Source organism: Agrobacterium sp. P15N1-A (assembly GCF_044626815.1).
Classification (GTDB): Bacteria; Pseudomonadota; Alphaproteobacteria; order Rhizobiales; family Rhizobiaceae; genus Agrobacterium; species Agrobacterium leguminum.
Genome location: NZ_JBIUPF010000001.1, coordinates 1,469,367 through 1,484,016 on the forward strand (window position 1 = coordinate 1,469,367; position 14,650 = coordinate 1,484,016).

At 60.0% G+C, this 14,650-nt stretch carries 8 protein-coding genes; 5 read left to right on the top strand and 3 right to left on the bottom strand.

Going from position 1 to position 14,650, the window contains the following annotated elements:
- Positions 1 to 26: 26 nt before the first annotated feature.
- The 3 genes from ACIK7D_RS07445 to ACIK7D_RS07455 form a co-directional block, all read right to left on the bottom strand.
- Positions 27 to 1,796: a sulfite reductase subunit alpha gene (locus ACIK7D_RS07445; RefSeq protein WP_400155968.1), complete on the bottom strand. Its 1,770-nt coding sequence runs from the start codon at positions 1,794 to 1,796 to the stop codon at positions 27 to 29.
- Positions 1,793 to 7,294 carry a glutamate synthase-related protein gene (locus ACIK7D_RS07450; RefSeq protein WP_400155969.1) on the bottom strand — a complete coding sequence of 1,834 codons (5,502 nt, stop codon included), beginning with the start codon at positions 7,292 to 7,294 and terminating at the stop codon, positions 1,793 to 1,795. Before ACIK7D_RS07450 ends, ACIK7D_RS07445 begins: the two co-directional genes overlap by 4 nt.
- A gap of 406 nt (positions 7,295 to 7,700) precedes the next feature.
- Positions 7,701 to 9,029, bottom strand: a complete 1,329-nt coding sequence (locus ACIK7D_RS07455; RefSeq protein ID WP_080818377.1) for an MFS transporter — start codon at positions 9,027 to 9,029, stop codon at positions 7,701 to 7,703.
- 305 nt (positions 9,030 to 9,334) lie between these two features.
- On the opposite strand from ACIK7D_RS07455, the gene cyoA reads away from it, so the two are divergent.
- From cyoA to ACIK7D_RS07480, 5 genes are all read left to right on the top strand, one after another.
- Positions 9,335 to 10,408 (top strand): ubiquinol oxidase subunit II, encoded by a 1,074-nt coding sequence (cyoA, locus tag ACIK7D_RS07460; protein ID WP_080818860.1) that lies wholly within the window; start codon positions 9,335 to 9,337, stop codon positions 10,406 to 10,408.
- Positions 10,409 to 10,484: 76 nt separating this feature from the next.
- On the top strand, positions 10,485 to 12,488 hold the full coding sequence (gene cyoB / locus ACIK7D_RS07465; protein WP_400155970.1) for a cytochrome o ubiquinol oxidase subunit I: 2,004 nt from the start codon (positions 10,485 to 10,487) through the stop codon (positions 12,486 to 12,488).
- A 5-nt stretch (positions 12,489 to 12,493) separates the two neighbouring features.
- Positions 12,494 to 13,117: a cytochrome o ubiquinol oxidase subunit III gene (cyoC, locus tag ACIK7D_RS07470; RefSeq protein WP_135398050.1), complete on the top strand. Its 624-nt coding sequence runs from the start codon at positions 12,494 to 12,496 to the stop codon at positions 13,115 to 13,117.
- A complete protein-coding gene (gene cyoD / locus ACIK7D_RS07475; protein WP_003514416.1) occupies positions 13,117 to 13,512 on the top strand; it encodes a cytochrome o ubiquinol oxidase subunit IV in 396 nt (131 codons plus the stop codon). The genes cyoC and cyoD overlap by 1 nt, the downstream gene beginning before the upstream one ends.
- A gap of 278 nt (positions 13,513 to 13,790) precedes the next feature.
- Entirely contained in the window at positions 13,791 to 14,552 is a 762-nt protein-coding gene (locus tag ACIK7D_RS07480) for an SURF1 family protein (RefSeq protein WP_400155971.1), read from the top strand.
- Positions 14,553 to 14,650: the final 98 nt, after the last annotated feature.

The window sequence follows — 14,650 nt, forward strand, 5'->3', positions numbered from 1 at the left end:
GGCGGCGGTCCCTTTATCGGTTGCGTTTAATAGACGTCACGCAGATAACGTTTTTCGCGCTTCAGCCGGTTCACGTACTCGCTCGCCGCTTCGGCGGAGATGCCGGCCTCATCGCTGACGATACCGTGCAGGGCATCATCGACATCCTTCGCCATGCGGGTCGCGTCGCCGCAGACGTAGAAATATCCGCCCTCTTCAAGCCATTGATAGAGCGCCTTGCCGTTCTGCCGCATGCGGGTCTGGACATAAATCTTCTCCGCCTGATCCCGCGAGAAAGCGAGGTCGAGGCGGGTCAACACGCCATCGCGGCTCATGTCGCCAAGCTCGTTTTCATAGATGAAATCCGACTGCCGGTGCTGGTCGCCGAAAAACAGCCAGTTTTTGCCCTTTGCGCCTCGTGCTTGCCGTTCCTGCAAAAATGCCCGGAAGGGCGCGATGCCAGTGCCCGGTCCCACCATGATAACAGGCGCATCATTGTCCTGCGGCACACGAAACGCCTTGTTCGGCGAGACGAAAATTCCGGCGTTCGAGCCCGCCTCCACCCGGTCGGCGAGATAGGTGGAGCATACGCCGCCACGCTCACGGCCCTCGGCGCGATAACGCACGCTGGCGATGGTCAGATGCACGCTGTTTTTCGCAACCAGCGGGCTGGAGGAGATGGAATAGGCGCGATGTTGCAGCGGCTTCAAGAATGTCACGAATTCAGCAATATCGAATAGCGGCTTTCCGCCGAGATTGATGAGGTCGAGAATATCCTTGCTCCAGAGAAAGGCGGCCAGCTGCTCCCTGTCTCCGTTTGCGAGAATGTGGCTGAGTTCGTCATGCCCCGCCCGCTTGCCGATTTCGGCGACGAGTTCGCGCGAAGGCGTCGATATCTCGAACATGTTGTGAAGCGCATCGCCGACCGGCCGGTCCAGCCCGGCGATTTGGCTGTCCGCAGCTGCTCCGAAGTGTTCCAGCAGCGCGCCGACCAGTTTCGGATCGTTCAGGGGCACGACGCCAAGAGCGTCACCCGCCTCATAGTCGAGGCCACTTTCGCCGAGATCGAATTCGTAGTGACGAATTTCCTTGGACGAGCCTGGACCGGAAAGGCGACGATTGACGCTTACCTCAGCCGAATAGGGATTTTTGCGGCTCCAGCCCTGCTTTGCCCGCACGGGCGGCTCGGCAATGTCGGACATGGTGACAGATGCCGCGCTGCCGCCATCGACAGCAAGCGCGAGCGGCAGGGTCTCGCCGATCCATGCGGCGGCGACGTCCTCGAAGTCGATATCGCAGTCGATACGCGTCTTCATGCGCTTGCCGCCGAGTTGTTCGAACCGCGTATCGATAAGCTTGCCCGCCTGGCAGAAGCCGTCATAGCCGGTATCGCCGAGCGCGAGCACGGCAAAATTCATCTCGTCCAGACGCGGCGCGCTGTCCGCGGCGAGTGCTTCCCAGAAAAGTTGGGCATTGTCGGGCATTTCACCTTCGCCATAGGTCGAGGTGACAACGATGACCCGTTTCATGGCGCCGAGACCATCCATCGAGACATCGTCCAGTGCCGTCACCACCGGCTGCATGCCCTGCGCGCGGGCAGCGGCGGCGATATCCATCGCCAGCGCCTCGGCATTGCCGGTCTGGGTGCCGAAGAGAATGTTCAGCACACTGGCCGCCGCCCTGGGAGCAGCGGCGGCAACCGATGTCTCCAGGCCGATGGCAGCACGGGAATGGAGCCCTGCCAGAAAACCGGAAAGCCATGCGCGCTGATCACCGTTGAAGGGCGCGTCTTCAGGAATATAAGGTATCTTCATCATGCTGCCCTGTGGCTGGATGCGGTGGCGAGGTCGGGAATGGCGCGGGCCGCGAAAAGCTCCTCGAAGCCCGGCAGGCGGCCGATCTTCTCGATGTTTTTCCGGTTCTGCTGGATGATCCAGCCATAGGTGCCGGGGCTGTCCACCGACCAGATGTTCCTGCGCGCCAGCGCCTGCTTGTAATCGTCGAGACGCTTGGCGGCGATCATCACCGCAAGCTGTTCATCGCCATGGTCTGAAAGCGCCTCGCGGGCATATTTCAGCAGCCGCTGCATCAGCGCATATTCTTCCGTGAGGATGAGATTGCGCACGGCTTTTTCAATGGCCGGGTCGGAAGGACCTGACGCCATCGGCACCCGCTGCATGGCGATGGCCTGCGCCATGCTCAACACGGTATAATTGTTGAGCAGCGCATACATTTCCTCCGTATCCGTCTCGCCATAACCCGGCACCGTTCCGTTCAGGACGGCCTTGCGGTCACGATAAGCGAGCTTGAACTTGCGCAGTTGATGAGCGGCAAGCGCGGATGCCAGTTCCTCCAGCAGTTCCTTGCGGGGCTTCGCCTTCAGAATCTCATCGCTATCCTGATAAAGCAGCAGGGCGCGTGGCATGCCGTAAACGAAGTTGTGCTGTTCACTTTCCCAGTTTTCCAGAAGCCATGCCGCCTTGGCCGAGCCGGTCTCTGCGACATGCCAGGTCAGAAGCTGGTGGATGGCCTGATTATGAATGGCGGCCTGTTCATCCTCACCGGTGACTGAACCGAGCAGGATGGAATCATGGCTGACTTTCTTCGACAGATCGCCGTATGGATCATACTGGTAGACGAAGCCGCCGCTCATGCCGTTGCCGAAACCCTTGCCGAAGCTGCCAAGGTTCAGCACCGCGCCGTTGGTCATATATTCGCAGGCGAAATCCCCCACGCCTTCGACCACGGCGGTGGCGCCGGAGTTACGCACCGCGAAACGGTCACCCGCCTGCCCTTCCACGAAGGTCCGACCGCCGGTGGCGCCGAACAGTGCAAAGTTGCCAACGAGCACATTGCCGCCCGCCTCTTCCGAGCCGCCGCCGGGGGAGCGCACGACGATGGTGCCGCCGCAGGCGCTTTTGCCGACGCCGTCATTGCAGGTGCCGGTATGGACCATGACCATGCCGTCATTGCAGAAAGCGCCGAAAGACTGCCCGGCGGAACCTGACGTATCGATGCGCACCGAACCCGCCTCCAGGAAGCGGCGGCCACGGCTGTCCCGCTTCACCGCTGGCAGCGCATCCGCCTCTTCATCGGAAAGTTCATGGTTCAGCATGCGTTCGATATCGACGGCGAGCTGGCCGCCAACGCTCTTGTTGCAATTGTTGAGGAAACGATTGCCGCCAAGCTCGATGTTTTCCCGCTTGCTGTCGATCAAAGCAGAGCGCACGAGTTCAATGAAGGCGTCGTCCAGCGCAAAATCCTTTTCCATATAGACGGGGCTATCGATCTTCACCTCTTCGACCACGGCAAGCATTGCCCGGAGGTCAAGCTGTCCGACGCTTGCCGGATGATCGAGGAGGTGAAGAAGATCGGAACGGCCGCGTGCTTCCCGCAGCGAGCGCAGCCCGAGTGCGGCCAGAATCTCGCGCGTTTCATGGGCGATGTTCATGAGATATTGCGCCAGCGCGCGGGGATCGCCGTTAAAGGCTTCCTGATTGGTGGTGAGCCCAGCAGGGCACTTGATGTTGCAGTTCTTCGCCATGACGCATTTCAGCATCATGAGCGCCGTCGTGCCGAATTCGAAACTGTCGCCGCCGAGCAGCGCCGATTTCACCACGTCGCTCGCCGTCTGGTGCGCGCCGGAGCAGCGCAGCAGCACCTTGGCGCGCAGGCCGGTGGCGCAGAGCGCCTGATGCACTTCCGCGATACCGATTTCCGCCGCGCGGCCGGTATATTTGAGGCTGGTGACGGCCGCCGCACCCGTGCCGCCGGTATTGCCGGCGACATTGATGACATCCGCCCCCGCCTTGGCGACGCCGACCGCAATCGTGCCAATGCCTTCCGACGAGACCAGCTTGACGATGACGCGCACGCGCGCCGCCTTGGCGTCATGGATGAGCTGGGCCAGATCCTCGATTGAATAGGTATCGTGATGCGGCGGCGGTGAGACAAGCTCGACGCCCGGCGTGCCGCCGCGTGCGGCGGCGATTTCCACCGTCACCTTGGGAGACGGCAACTGCCCGCCCTCTCCCGGCTTTGCACCCTGGCCGATCTTGATCTCGATTTCCTCCAGCATCGGATCGGCAAGATAACCGGCCCAGACGCCGAAGCGGCCGGAGGCGAACTGCTTGATGCGCGAGGCGCGGATAGTGCCATAACGGGAAATATGCTCGCCGCCTTCACCCGAATTCGACATGCCGCCGACCATATTGGTGCCATGGGCAACCGCCTCATGGGCGGCGGCGACGAGCGCGCCATGGCTCATGGCGCCCGATGCGAGGGTTTTGGTGATCTCGCTCGCCTTCTGCACGGCGTCGAGCGGAATGCTTTCCGGTGCAGTGCGGATAAGCGAGAGATAGGCGGAGGCTTCGCCCTTCGCCTGAACCATGAGCGCGCCGCCTTCCAGCCAATGGCCGGGAATATCCGCGCCGAAACGGTCGAGCAGTGATTGGCCGAGTGCGGCAAGCCGGGCAAGCTCATGACCGTGCGGGCCGGTCAACTGCAGCCGGAAGGCGCCTTCGCCCGCCTCTTCGCAGAGCAACCCGCGCACCATGAAGTTATTATTGCCCTGCCGGGAAAACCGGCCCATTTCCCGGCGGAATTCTTCTGCGGAACCGGCGAAAGTCACGTCGGCCGGCAATTCCAGAACATCGCGCAGGGCGGCCGGGCGGCGCGCCCTTTCTTCCGCCATCATGCGTGCGAAGGCGCGGTAACCGGGCGTTACCTCGAATCTGTCGATAGCGTCAAGCGTCAGCCGGTCGAAACTGTTGTGGTAATAGGCCGCATCGTTGAGACCGAAGGCATCCTCCAGCCGGTTAAGCGGCAGCAGGCGTAGCGCCTCCTCGTTTTCGGTTCCCTTGTCGAAACCGATCTTTTCCTCCGTCATATCCACGAAACCGCGTACCGCCGTCGTGCCATAGGAATGGCCGGCGCCTTCCGCACGCTCCTTGAAGAGACCGAGCAGGGGTATGTCGTTTTCGCCCTTCACGGACAGCGCCTTGCGGTGCCAGTCCGCCACGGCCTGCGCGATGACGGCGAAGTTGACGCCGCCGACCGGGGTCTTCACGTTGGGGAAATAGCGCTTCAGCACCGCATCGTCTGTATCGAGGAAATTCGGTTCGAAGAACTCGCCGCCGATGTAGCTTTCCGCCGTACACAGGCCCACCTTGCCCATCGTCTTCATCAGCGACTTTTCAGCCGCCTTGGCAAAACGCTTGAAGGCCTTGTCGGCATCGGCACCGAATTTCTCCTCGGCGCGAAACTGCACGCCGAGCGGATAGGCGGCCGAAGCGCCGAAGCCGAGGCTTGCTGCTATGTGATGCGAAGAGGAGAATTGCCCGCTTTCAACGATCAGCGACACGCGCAGCCGCAAACCTTCCTCGATCAGCCGCTGATTGATGGCGGAGACGACCATGATCATCGGCAAGGCCGCACGGTTTGCCGAAACGTGCCGGTCGGTGATGATGGCGATGCCGCCTTCCTCAGCCGCAAAAGCCACAACTTCATCGCAGAGACCATCGATTGCCTGCCGCAGCGCGGTTTCGTTGGCCTCCGCAACATCGAAGACCGGCGAATAGAGCATTTCGAAACGGCGAAGGGGAGTCTCCGACTGTTCACGGATGCGCAACATATCGAGATGGGTCAGGATCGGAGAGCGCACGACGATCTGGCGGGCCTTCTTCGCACCGCTGTTCGGCTTCGCACCGAGGGCGACACGCAACGTCATGCCGTCTGCCTCACGAATACTGTCGAGCGGCGGATTGGTGACCTGCGCGAAGCGCTGTGAGAAATATTTCGCGACCCCGCCTTCCTGATCGGAAAGCGCGTTGATGGCATTGCCATATCCCATCGCCGAAATCTTTTCAGCGCCGGAGGCCAGCATGGGGTCCATCAGGAACTTGAAGCTTTCCTGATTATGCGAATAGGCGACGTAACGCTGGTGCCGTTCCAGATCGCCATTGTAACGCAGCGGCGAGCCCTGCTTTTCCGCCGGCACTTCCGGCAGATCCTCCAGCATGACACGGGCTTCGCGCAGCAGGGATGAATAATCGCGGCGTGAGGCGAGAAGCTCCAGCGCCTCGACGGTGGAAAAGGCGCGGCGTTCTGCATGGTCGTAATAAAGCATGCCGCCCGCCTCGATGCGACCGCGGCGGATGACGCTTTCCGCCGGAAACGCGATCTGCCCGGCTTCCGACATGACGCAGAGATAATCTTCCGTCTCGACGGTGCGCAACGGGCGCAGGCCGAGGCGATCGAGCCGCGCGCCGATGATGGTGCCTTCGCCGAAGATCAGCGCGGCCGGGCCGTCATTCTTCTCTTCATAGAGCGAGAAATATTCCAGCATCGCCTTGACGTCGGATGACAGGGTATCGTCGTTTTCCCAGGCCGGCGGCATCATCGAGACCACGGCGGTGACGAGGTCGAGACCGTCTTCCATCACCCGCGCCTGCAGGGTCTGGTCCAGACGGCAGCTATCCGACTGGCCCTTCGGGCGGATGATGCTGGCATTCTTCGCCAGCGCCACGGCCGCTTCCGACAGCCGGTTCTTCTTGTCGGTATTGAGTTCGCCATTATGCGCCATCAGGCGGAAGGGCTGCGCCATGGAAGGGTGCGGATCGGTATTGGTGGAGAACCGCGTGTGGAAATACATCGTATGCACTTCATGGCGCGGATCGGTGAGGTCGCAGAAATAGGGCATGACCTCATGAGAGTTCAGACGCCCTTTCAGAACCTGCGTGCGGGCGCTGAGCGACAGCGGATAAAAGCCGGCGAGTTCCGGCACCGTATAGGCCAGCGCCTCGATGGCGAGCAGCGCCTTGTGGATGCGCCAGTCAAATTCGGCGAGGGTTGCGCATTCGGCCGGAGCAGAAAAGACCCATTGGCGGATCGGCAACTGGTAAGGGATGGCGGCGGGACGGATGGCCGCGTCACTCACCGGCACATCGCGCACGAGCAGGATTGCAAAGCCCTGCTCTTTGAGAGCGTTTGCGATGATACCGACCGCTTCGCCGTGGAAAGCCGGATTTTGCGGCAGGAAAAAATTGCCGACGCCGAACCGACCGGCCTGCAAGCCGTCCTCACCGGTCAATTCCCGAAAGAAGGAGAGCGACAAATCCAGCGACACGCCGGCACCATCGCCGACACCTTCCGCCGACATGCCGCCGCGATGCGGCACGGCACAGAGAGCCTCGTGGCCGCGCTTCAGCACATCATGCGTCTGCACGCCGTCCTTGCGGGTGATGAAACCGACGCCACAGCTGCTTTTTTCAAATGCCGCATCGTAAAGGCCGAATTTTTGCTCCGTCACACTCAAGGCACTCTCCTCTCGTTGCGCATTTCGCGCGGCATCGCCCTCTTTCCCGAAACCCGGCGCGTCAGCCGGCACTCTGCGGGCGGAGCCGCAGGCGACCTGGCTGCTCCTCTTCATTCTGCTTATCGGCGTTTAATGGCGCGAACGGTCGTTTTGCGGCCGTCAAACGGCTTGGCGGCGATGGCCGCTTTTTCGCAAATAATGATCGTCGTCGTTCGCATCGCGTTCCCTGAAGGCCGGCTTTCTGGCGGTGAGACACACTGAATTACGTCAGTATTACTTACATAATATTTCATGATCTACCGAGTCAAGATTAAAATCGACCCGGCGCAATAAAAAAACAAAAACGCCGCGAAATCCGACAGGATTCCGCGGCGCGATGGCTGCAGGGATTTTTAAATTGCCCGGATCACTCCGAAGGCATGTCCAGCGTGCGGCTGAACCAGAGGGCAATCAGCGTGCAGAGCGCACCCGACATTAGGTAAATGCCGACCGCGAAAAGGCCGAATTTGGACGAAAATCCGAGCGCGACGAGCGGCGCGAATCCAGCACCGATCAGCCACGAAATATCCGAGGTGAGCGATGCGCCGGTATAGCGGTATTCGCGGCTGAAGCGGGAGGCGAGCGCACCGCCGGCCTGACCGAAGGACAGACCCAGCAGCGAGAAGCCGATCAGCACGAACAGATAGCGGCCGATATCGCCCGAACTCAGGAGAACCGGCGCAACGAGGCTGAAGAGGCCGATCAACACCGCAGCGACAGCCAGAAGCTTCCGCCGGCCGATCCTGTCGGCCAGAATGCCTGAAACCACGATCATGCCGCCAGCGATGATGGCGCTCACGAATTGCACGAACAGGAAGTCCGAGACGCGCTGGCTGGTGTTGAGGGACACCCAGCTCAGCGGAAAGACCGTGACGAGATGGAAGAGAGCGAAGCTCGCAAGCGGCACGAAGGCACCGGTCACGACGACGGGAAACTGCGACCGCAGCATCTTGAACATGGGACGCGGTTCCAGCTCGTGCTGTTCCAGCATGGCCTGGAATTCCGGCGTCACGATCATGCGCAGGCGGGCGAAGAGCGCGAGAACATTCAGCGCAAGCGCCACGAAGAACGGGAAACGCCAGCCCCAGGCGAGGAATTCCGCATTGGAAAGCTGCGTCACGAAGACGATGAAAAAGGCGCTGGCGAGACCGAAGCCCATGGCCGCACCGATCTGCGGCATCATGGCGTACCAGCCGCGCTGTTTCTGCGGTGCATTCATGGCGAGCAGCGAAACCAGGCCGTCCCATGCGCCGCCGAGCCCAAGGCCCTGGCCGATGCGGAATACCGCCAGAAGACAGGGGGCAAGCATGCCCGCCTCCGCATAGGACGGAAGAAAGCTGATCGCCATTGTGGAACCACAGAGGGTGAAGAGGGCGGCCATCAGCTTCACGGCGCGCCCGAATTTGCGGTCGATCTGGAGGAAGATCAGCGAGCCGATCGGCCTTGCGATAAAGGCCAGTGAGAAAACCGCGAAGGAATAGAGCGTCGCCGTCAGCGGATCGACGAACGAAAAGAAGACGTGTGGGAAAACGAGCGCGGAGGCGATGGCATAGATGAAAAAGTCAAAGAATTCCGTCATTCTCGCAAGAATGACCGCAATCGTGATGCGATCCGGATCGACCTTGACGGGACCGGCCCCATTTCCGTTCGCCTCCGGCGCCTGCCCAAAGGATGGAGCAGCATTCGTATAACTCATAATATCCCTCCTGCGTCATGGACGAACCATTCCTGTAACGCGCCGGCTCCTCTTCCGTTGCGTTACGATGCGGCGGATTGTCACACGCACCCTACGTAACGTCAATTGAAGTTTGACAATAAAGGGTTGCCCAGTCGGTCGACCATGCGATAATGCACGCGCTCCGCCTTCAAACGCAGCTCTGCCCGGCACATGGTGCATCGCGAAGGTTTCGCTGCACCGCGACAATATACCTCATTTGAAAAATGATGTTCGGCAATTATTCGCGGCATAATCCAAACTGTACAAGTTCAGAGAACGTGCGCATGATCAAAAAAATCCCATCCGCCCTTCTGGCTATTCCGGTACTGCTGCTGCTCAGCGGCTGTAACCTCGTGGTCATGAATCCCTCGGGCGACGTCGCCATCCAGCAGCGCGATCTCATCATCACGTCCACGGTTCTGATGCTGCTGATCATCGTTCCGGTCATCGTCCTCACGCTTTTCTTCGCATGGAAATATCGTGAATCGGCCAAAGCGGAGGATTACGATCCCGAGTGGCACCACTCCACGCGCCTTGAAATGGTGATCTGGTCGGCTCCGGTCGCCATCATCCTGATGCTCGGCACGGTGACCTGGATTTCCACCCACCGTCTCGACCCCTATCGCCCGCTGGAGCGTATCGACGAGAGCCGCCAGGTGACCGCCGATATCAAGCCGCTCACGGTGGAAGTCGTCGCCATGGACTGGAAGTGGCTGTTCTTCTATCCCGAACTCGGCATTGGCAGCGTCAATGAATTCGCCGCTCCGGTCGATGTGCCGATCAATTTCAAGATCACCGGCACAACGGCGATGAATTCCTTCTTCGTTCCCGCGCTCGCCGGCCAGATTTACGCCATGGGCGGCATGCAGACCAAGCTGCACGCGGTCATCAACAAGGAAGGCGTTTATGACGGCTTCTCGGCCAACTTCTCCGGCCCCGGCTTCTCCCACATGCGCTTCAAGTTCCATGGTCTCAGCCAGCAGGGCTTCGACCAGTGGGTGGCGAAGGCGAAGGAAGGCGGCAAGGGTTTTGGCCGCCAGGAATATCTGGAATTCGCCAAGCCCTCCGAGCGCGAACCGGTACAATATTTCGCCTCGGTCGATCCCGAACTCTACAGCGCCATCCTCAACCGCTGCGTCGAGCCGAACAAGCTCTGCATGCGTGACATGATGCATATCGACGCCAATGGCGGCGGCGGCAAGGAAGGCATCGATATCGCCAAGGCGCTGAATTCCGTCGTCTGCACGCCGCTTGCGCCCTTTGGCGTCGCCAGCGGTCCCCAATCCACTCCGGCTGCGCTCGAAGGACAGACTTTCGAGCCTGCGGCGCTGCCGGAAACGAAACAAGTCGCTGGCTGACGGATACGTCCCGGCATTATGCGGCGCGGCCAATGGCTGCGCCGATCTTATGTCTTAGAATCGCAAGAGGCTAAAAATGATCGTCAATTCCGATCAAACGTCGTTCCTGTTCGGGAAGCTGACATGGGAGTCCATCCCGCTTCACGAGCCAATCCTTGTCGCGACCTTCGCGGCGGTGGCTCTGGGCGGTATCGCCGTCGTCGGCGCCCTCACCTATTTCCGCCTCTGGGGCTATCTCTGGAATGAATGGTTCACGAGCATCGATCACAAGAAGATCGGTATCATGTACATCATCCTGGCTCTGGTCATGCTTTTGCGCGGTTTCGCCGACGCCATCATGATGCGCGTCCAGCAGGCGATCGCGTCGGGCGGATCGGAGGGCTATCTTCCGCCGCACCATTACGACCAGATCTTCACGGCCCACGGCGTCATCATGATCTTCTTCATGGCCATGCCGATGATCACGGGTCTGATGAACTTCGTCGTGCCGCTGCAGATCGGCGCCCGCGACGTTTCGTTCCCCTTCCTCAACAATTTCTCCTTCTGGATGACCACGGCCGGCGCCGTCATCACCATGATCTCGCTGTTCATCGGTGAATATGCGCAGACCGGCTGGCTCGCCTATCCGCCGCTTTCCGGCATCGATGGAAGCCCGGGGGTCGGGGTCGATTATTATATCTGGGGTCTGCAGATCGCCGGTGTGGGAACGACGCTATCAGGCATCAACCTGATCGTGACAATCATCAAGATGCGCGCGCCTGGCATGACCATGATGCGCCTGCCGATCTTCGTCTGGACATCGCTGTGTTCGAACATCCTGATCGTGGCCTCTTTCCCGATCCTGACCGGCACGCTCGCGCTTCTCACCCTCGACCGTTACGTTGGCACCAACTTCTTCACCAACGATCTCGGCGGCAACCCGATGATGTATGTCAACCTCATCTGGATCTGGGGCCACCCCGAAGTTTACATTCTGGTGCTGCCGGCATTCGGCGTCTTCTCGGAAATCGTTGCAACGTTCTCCCGCAAGCGCCTCTTCGGTTATGCCTCGATGGTCTACGCCACCGGCGTCATCACCATCCTTGCCTACATCGTGTGGCTGCACCACTTCTTCACCATGGGTTCCGGTGCAAGCGTGAATGCCTTCTTCGGCATCACCACGATGATCATCTCGATCCCGACGGGCGCGAAAATCTTCAACTGGCTCTTCACCATGTATAAGGGCCGCATCAATTTCGACGTTCCGATGCTCTGGACGATCGGGTTCATGATCACCTTCGTCATCGGCGGCATGACCGGCGTTCTTCTTGCCGTTCCGCCGGCGGACTTCGTGCTTCACAACTCGCTGTTCCTGATCGCCCACTTCCACAACACCATCATCGGTGGCGTCGTGTTCGGTGTGCTTGCGGGTATCGTCTACTGGTTCCCGAAGGCATTCGGTTACCGTCTCGATCCGTTCTGGGGCAAGCTGTCCTTCTGGTTCTGGTTCATCGGCTTCTATTTCGCCTTCATGCCGCTTTATATTCTCGGCCTGATGGGCATTACCCGCCGTATCAGCCAGTTCGAGGACAATTCCCTGCAGATCTGGTTCCTGATCGCCGCCTTCGGCGCCTTCCTGATCGCGCTCGGCATCGCCTCCTTCGTCATCCAGCTCATTGTCAGCTTCCTGAAGCGCGACCAGCTGCGTGACGTGACCGGCGACCCCTATAACGGTCGTACGCTGGAATGGTCGACGTCTTCGCCGCCGCCCGCCTACAACTTCGCCTTCACGCCCGTCATCCATGATGTCGACGCCTGGGCGGATATGAAGAAGCGCGGTTACAACCGTCCCAGGGAGGGCTTCATTCCGATCCATATGCCGAAGAACACCGGTGCGGGCGTGATCATCAGCGCCATCAGCGTGGTTCTCGGCTTCGCCCTGGTATGGCACATCTGGTGGCTTGCGGCTCTGTCGATGCTGGCCATCATCGCGGTCTCCATCGCCCATACCTTCAACTACAATCGCGATTATTACATTCCGGCTTCCGACGTTTCGACGGTCGAGGCGGAACGTACGAAGCTGCTCGCGGAACAGGCGTGACGAATATGGCTCATACACCTGCACAAAGCGTCGACGGCGCTGAACCGGTCTTTTACCTGAAGGAAGACCACCACCCGGAGAACGGCACCTCGCTGGGCTTCTGGCTCTACCTGATGAGCGACTGCCTCATCTTCGCGACCCTGTTTGCCACCTATGCCGTTGTCGGCCGCAACTATGCGGCCGGCCCTTCGGGTGCGGACCTGTTCGACCTGAAGCTGGTGGCGATCAATACCGGGTTCCTGCTTTTCTCCTCCATCACCTATGGCTTCGCCATGCTGGAAATGGAAAAGCAGAAGGTAAAGGCCACGCTGGTCTGGCTGGGTGTGACCGGCCTCTTCGGCCTCGCCTTCCTCGCCGTGGAACTTTACGAGTTCCATCACCTGATCGCGGAAGGCGCGGGTCCGCAGCGTTCGGCGTTCCTGTCGGCCTTCTTCGCGCTGGTCGGTACGCACGGTCTGCACGTCACCTTCGGCATCATCTGGCTCGTCACGTTGATGTTCCAGGTCGCCAAGCACGGCCTGATCGCCGCCAACAAGCGTCGCCTGATGTGCCTGTCGATGTTCTGGCACTTCCTTGACGTCATTTGGATCGGCGTCTTCTCCTTCGTTTATCTCATGGGAGTTCTTTGATGAGTTCCGAAGCACACGCACACCACGACGCGCATGGCGACGACCATCATCACCATGATGGCGCGAGCCATGGCACCTTCAAGAGCTACATGATCGGCTTCGTCCTGTCGGTTATCCTGACGGCGATCCCCTTCTGGCTGGTCATGGGCGACGTTCTGGAAAACAAGACGCTACTGGTCATCGCCATCATGGGTCTCGGCGTCATCCAGATCTTCGTGCACATGATCTACTTCCTGCACATGGACACCAAGTCCGAGGGCGGCTGGACCTTCATGGCGCTGATCTTCACCGTCGTGGTGCTCCTGATCACGCTCTCCGGCTCGCTCTGGGTCATGTACAACATGAACAAGAACATGATGCCGCTGCACATCGAGGATGTGAAAAACCTGCCCTGAGCAGCAGAGACCTACGGCCTGCCGGGCTTCCGGCAGGCCGCCTTCGCGCCAACACATAACCCCATGAATCGTGGTGCGATTTATGGGGTTATTTGCTGGAAGAAGCGCATGCGGGTGCTAGAGTTTTTTCGCTTTTCTTCGAATCGCGAAAACACTCTAACTCTTTGTTTTGGCGCATTTCCGGACAGAAAACCGGGTTCCACTTTTCCTGGAAATGCTCTAGGAAACCCGCCAAAGCAGACCGGTTTCTGCCGGGCGCGCTTCGCAAGGACCGTGATATGAGCGAAACCACACTTCATAACCGGCGCATCCGCCCGGCGGCCATCGTCGTCCTGTTCCTGACCGTTGTTCTGACGGGTCTGCTGCTTGCGCTCGGTACATGGCAGGTCAAGCGCCTTTCTTGGAAGCTCGATCTTATCGAGCGGGTCGAAGCCCGCGCCCATGCCGATCCCGTCGACGCCCCTGCCGCCAAAGAATGGCCGGCGCTCGGCGATCCGGCGGAATACGAATATCGCCGTGTGAAACTGTCCGGCACCTTCCTCAATGACAGGGAGGTTCAGGTCTATACGGTCACGGATCTCGGCCCCGGTTACTGGGTGATGACGCCGCTCAAGCGCGACGATGGCTCCAGCATCATCGTCAATCGCGGCTTCGTGCCGTCCGACAGGCGCGACCCATCCTCCCGCCGGGAAAGCGAACCGGCCGGAAACGTCGAGATCGTCGGACTGATGCGCGCGCCCGAAACCGGCGGGCTTTTCCTGCGCACCAACGATCCGGCAAATGGCCGCTGGTATTCCCGCAACATTCCGCAAATCTCGCAGGCATCCGGCCTTTCCGATGTCGCGCGGTTCTATGTCGACGCCGATGCGACACCCAATCCGGGCGGCCTGCCGGTCGGCGGCAAGACCATGCTCACCTTTCCCAATAACCACCTCTCCTATGCCGTTACGTGGTATATTCTGGCGGCGATGGTGGTGGCTGCGGGGTGGTATGTCCTGCGCAACCTCAACGCCCCCAAACCGAAACGGGACAAGGACTAAGCAGCCGGTTTTACCGGATGGTTCATAAAAGCACTTCCTTCTTCACGTTTTGCTGATCTATAACGACAGTTCGGCCTGACATTGCCCGTCGGCGCATT

Bases quoted from the DNA above. Each gene is read 5' to 3' on its own strand.
- cyoD (WP_003514416.1), top strand. From the start codon at position 13,117: ATGAGTTCCGAAGCACACGCACACCACGACGCGCATGGCGACGACCAT.
- ACIK7D_RS07445 (WP_400155968.1), bottom strand. From the start codon at position 1,796: ATGATGAAGATACCTTATATTCCTGAAGACGCGCCCTTCAACGGTGAT.
- cyoC (WP_135398050.1), top strand. From the start codon at position 12,494: ATGGCTCATACACCTGCACAAAGCGTCGACGGCGCTGAACCGGTCTTT.
- ACIK7D_RS07455 (WP_080818377.1), bottom strand. From the start codon at position 9,029: ATGAGTTATACGAATGCTGCTCCATCCTTTGGGCAGGCGCCGGAGGCG.
- cyoB (WP_400155970.1), top strand. From the start codon at position 10,485: ATGATCGTCAATTCCGATCAAACGTCGTTCCTGTTCGGGAAGCTGACA.
- ACIK7D_RS07480 (WP_400155971.1), top strand. From the start codon at position 13,791: ATGAGCGAAACCACACTTCATAACCGGCGCATCCGCCCGGCGGCCATC.
- cyoA (WP_080818860.1), top strand. From the start codon at position 9,335: ATGATCAAAAAAATCCCATCCGCCCTTCTGGCTATTCCGGTACTGCTG.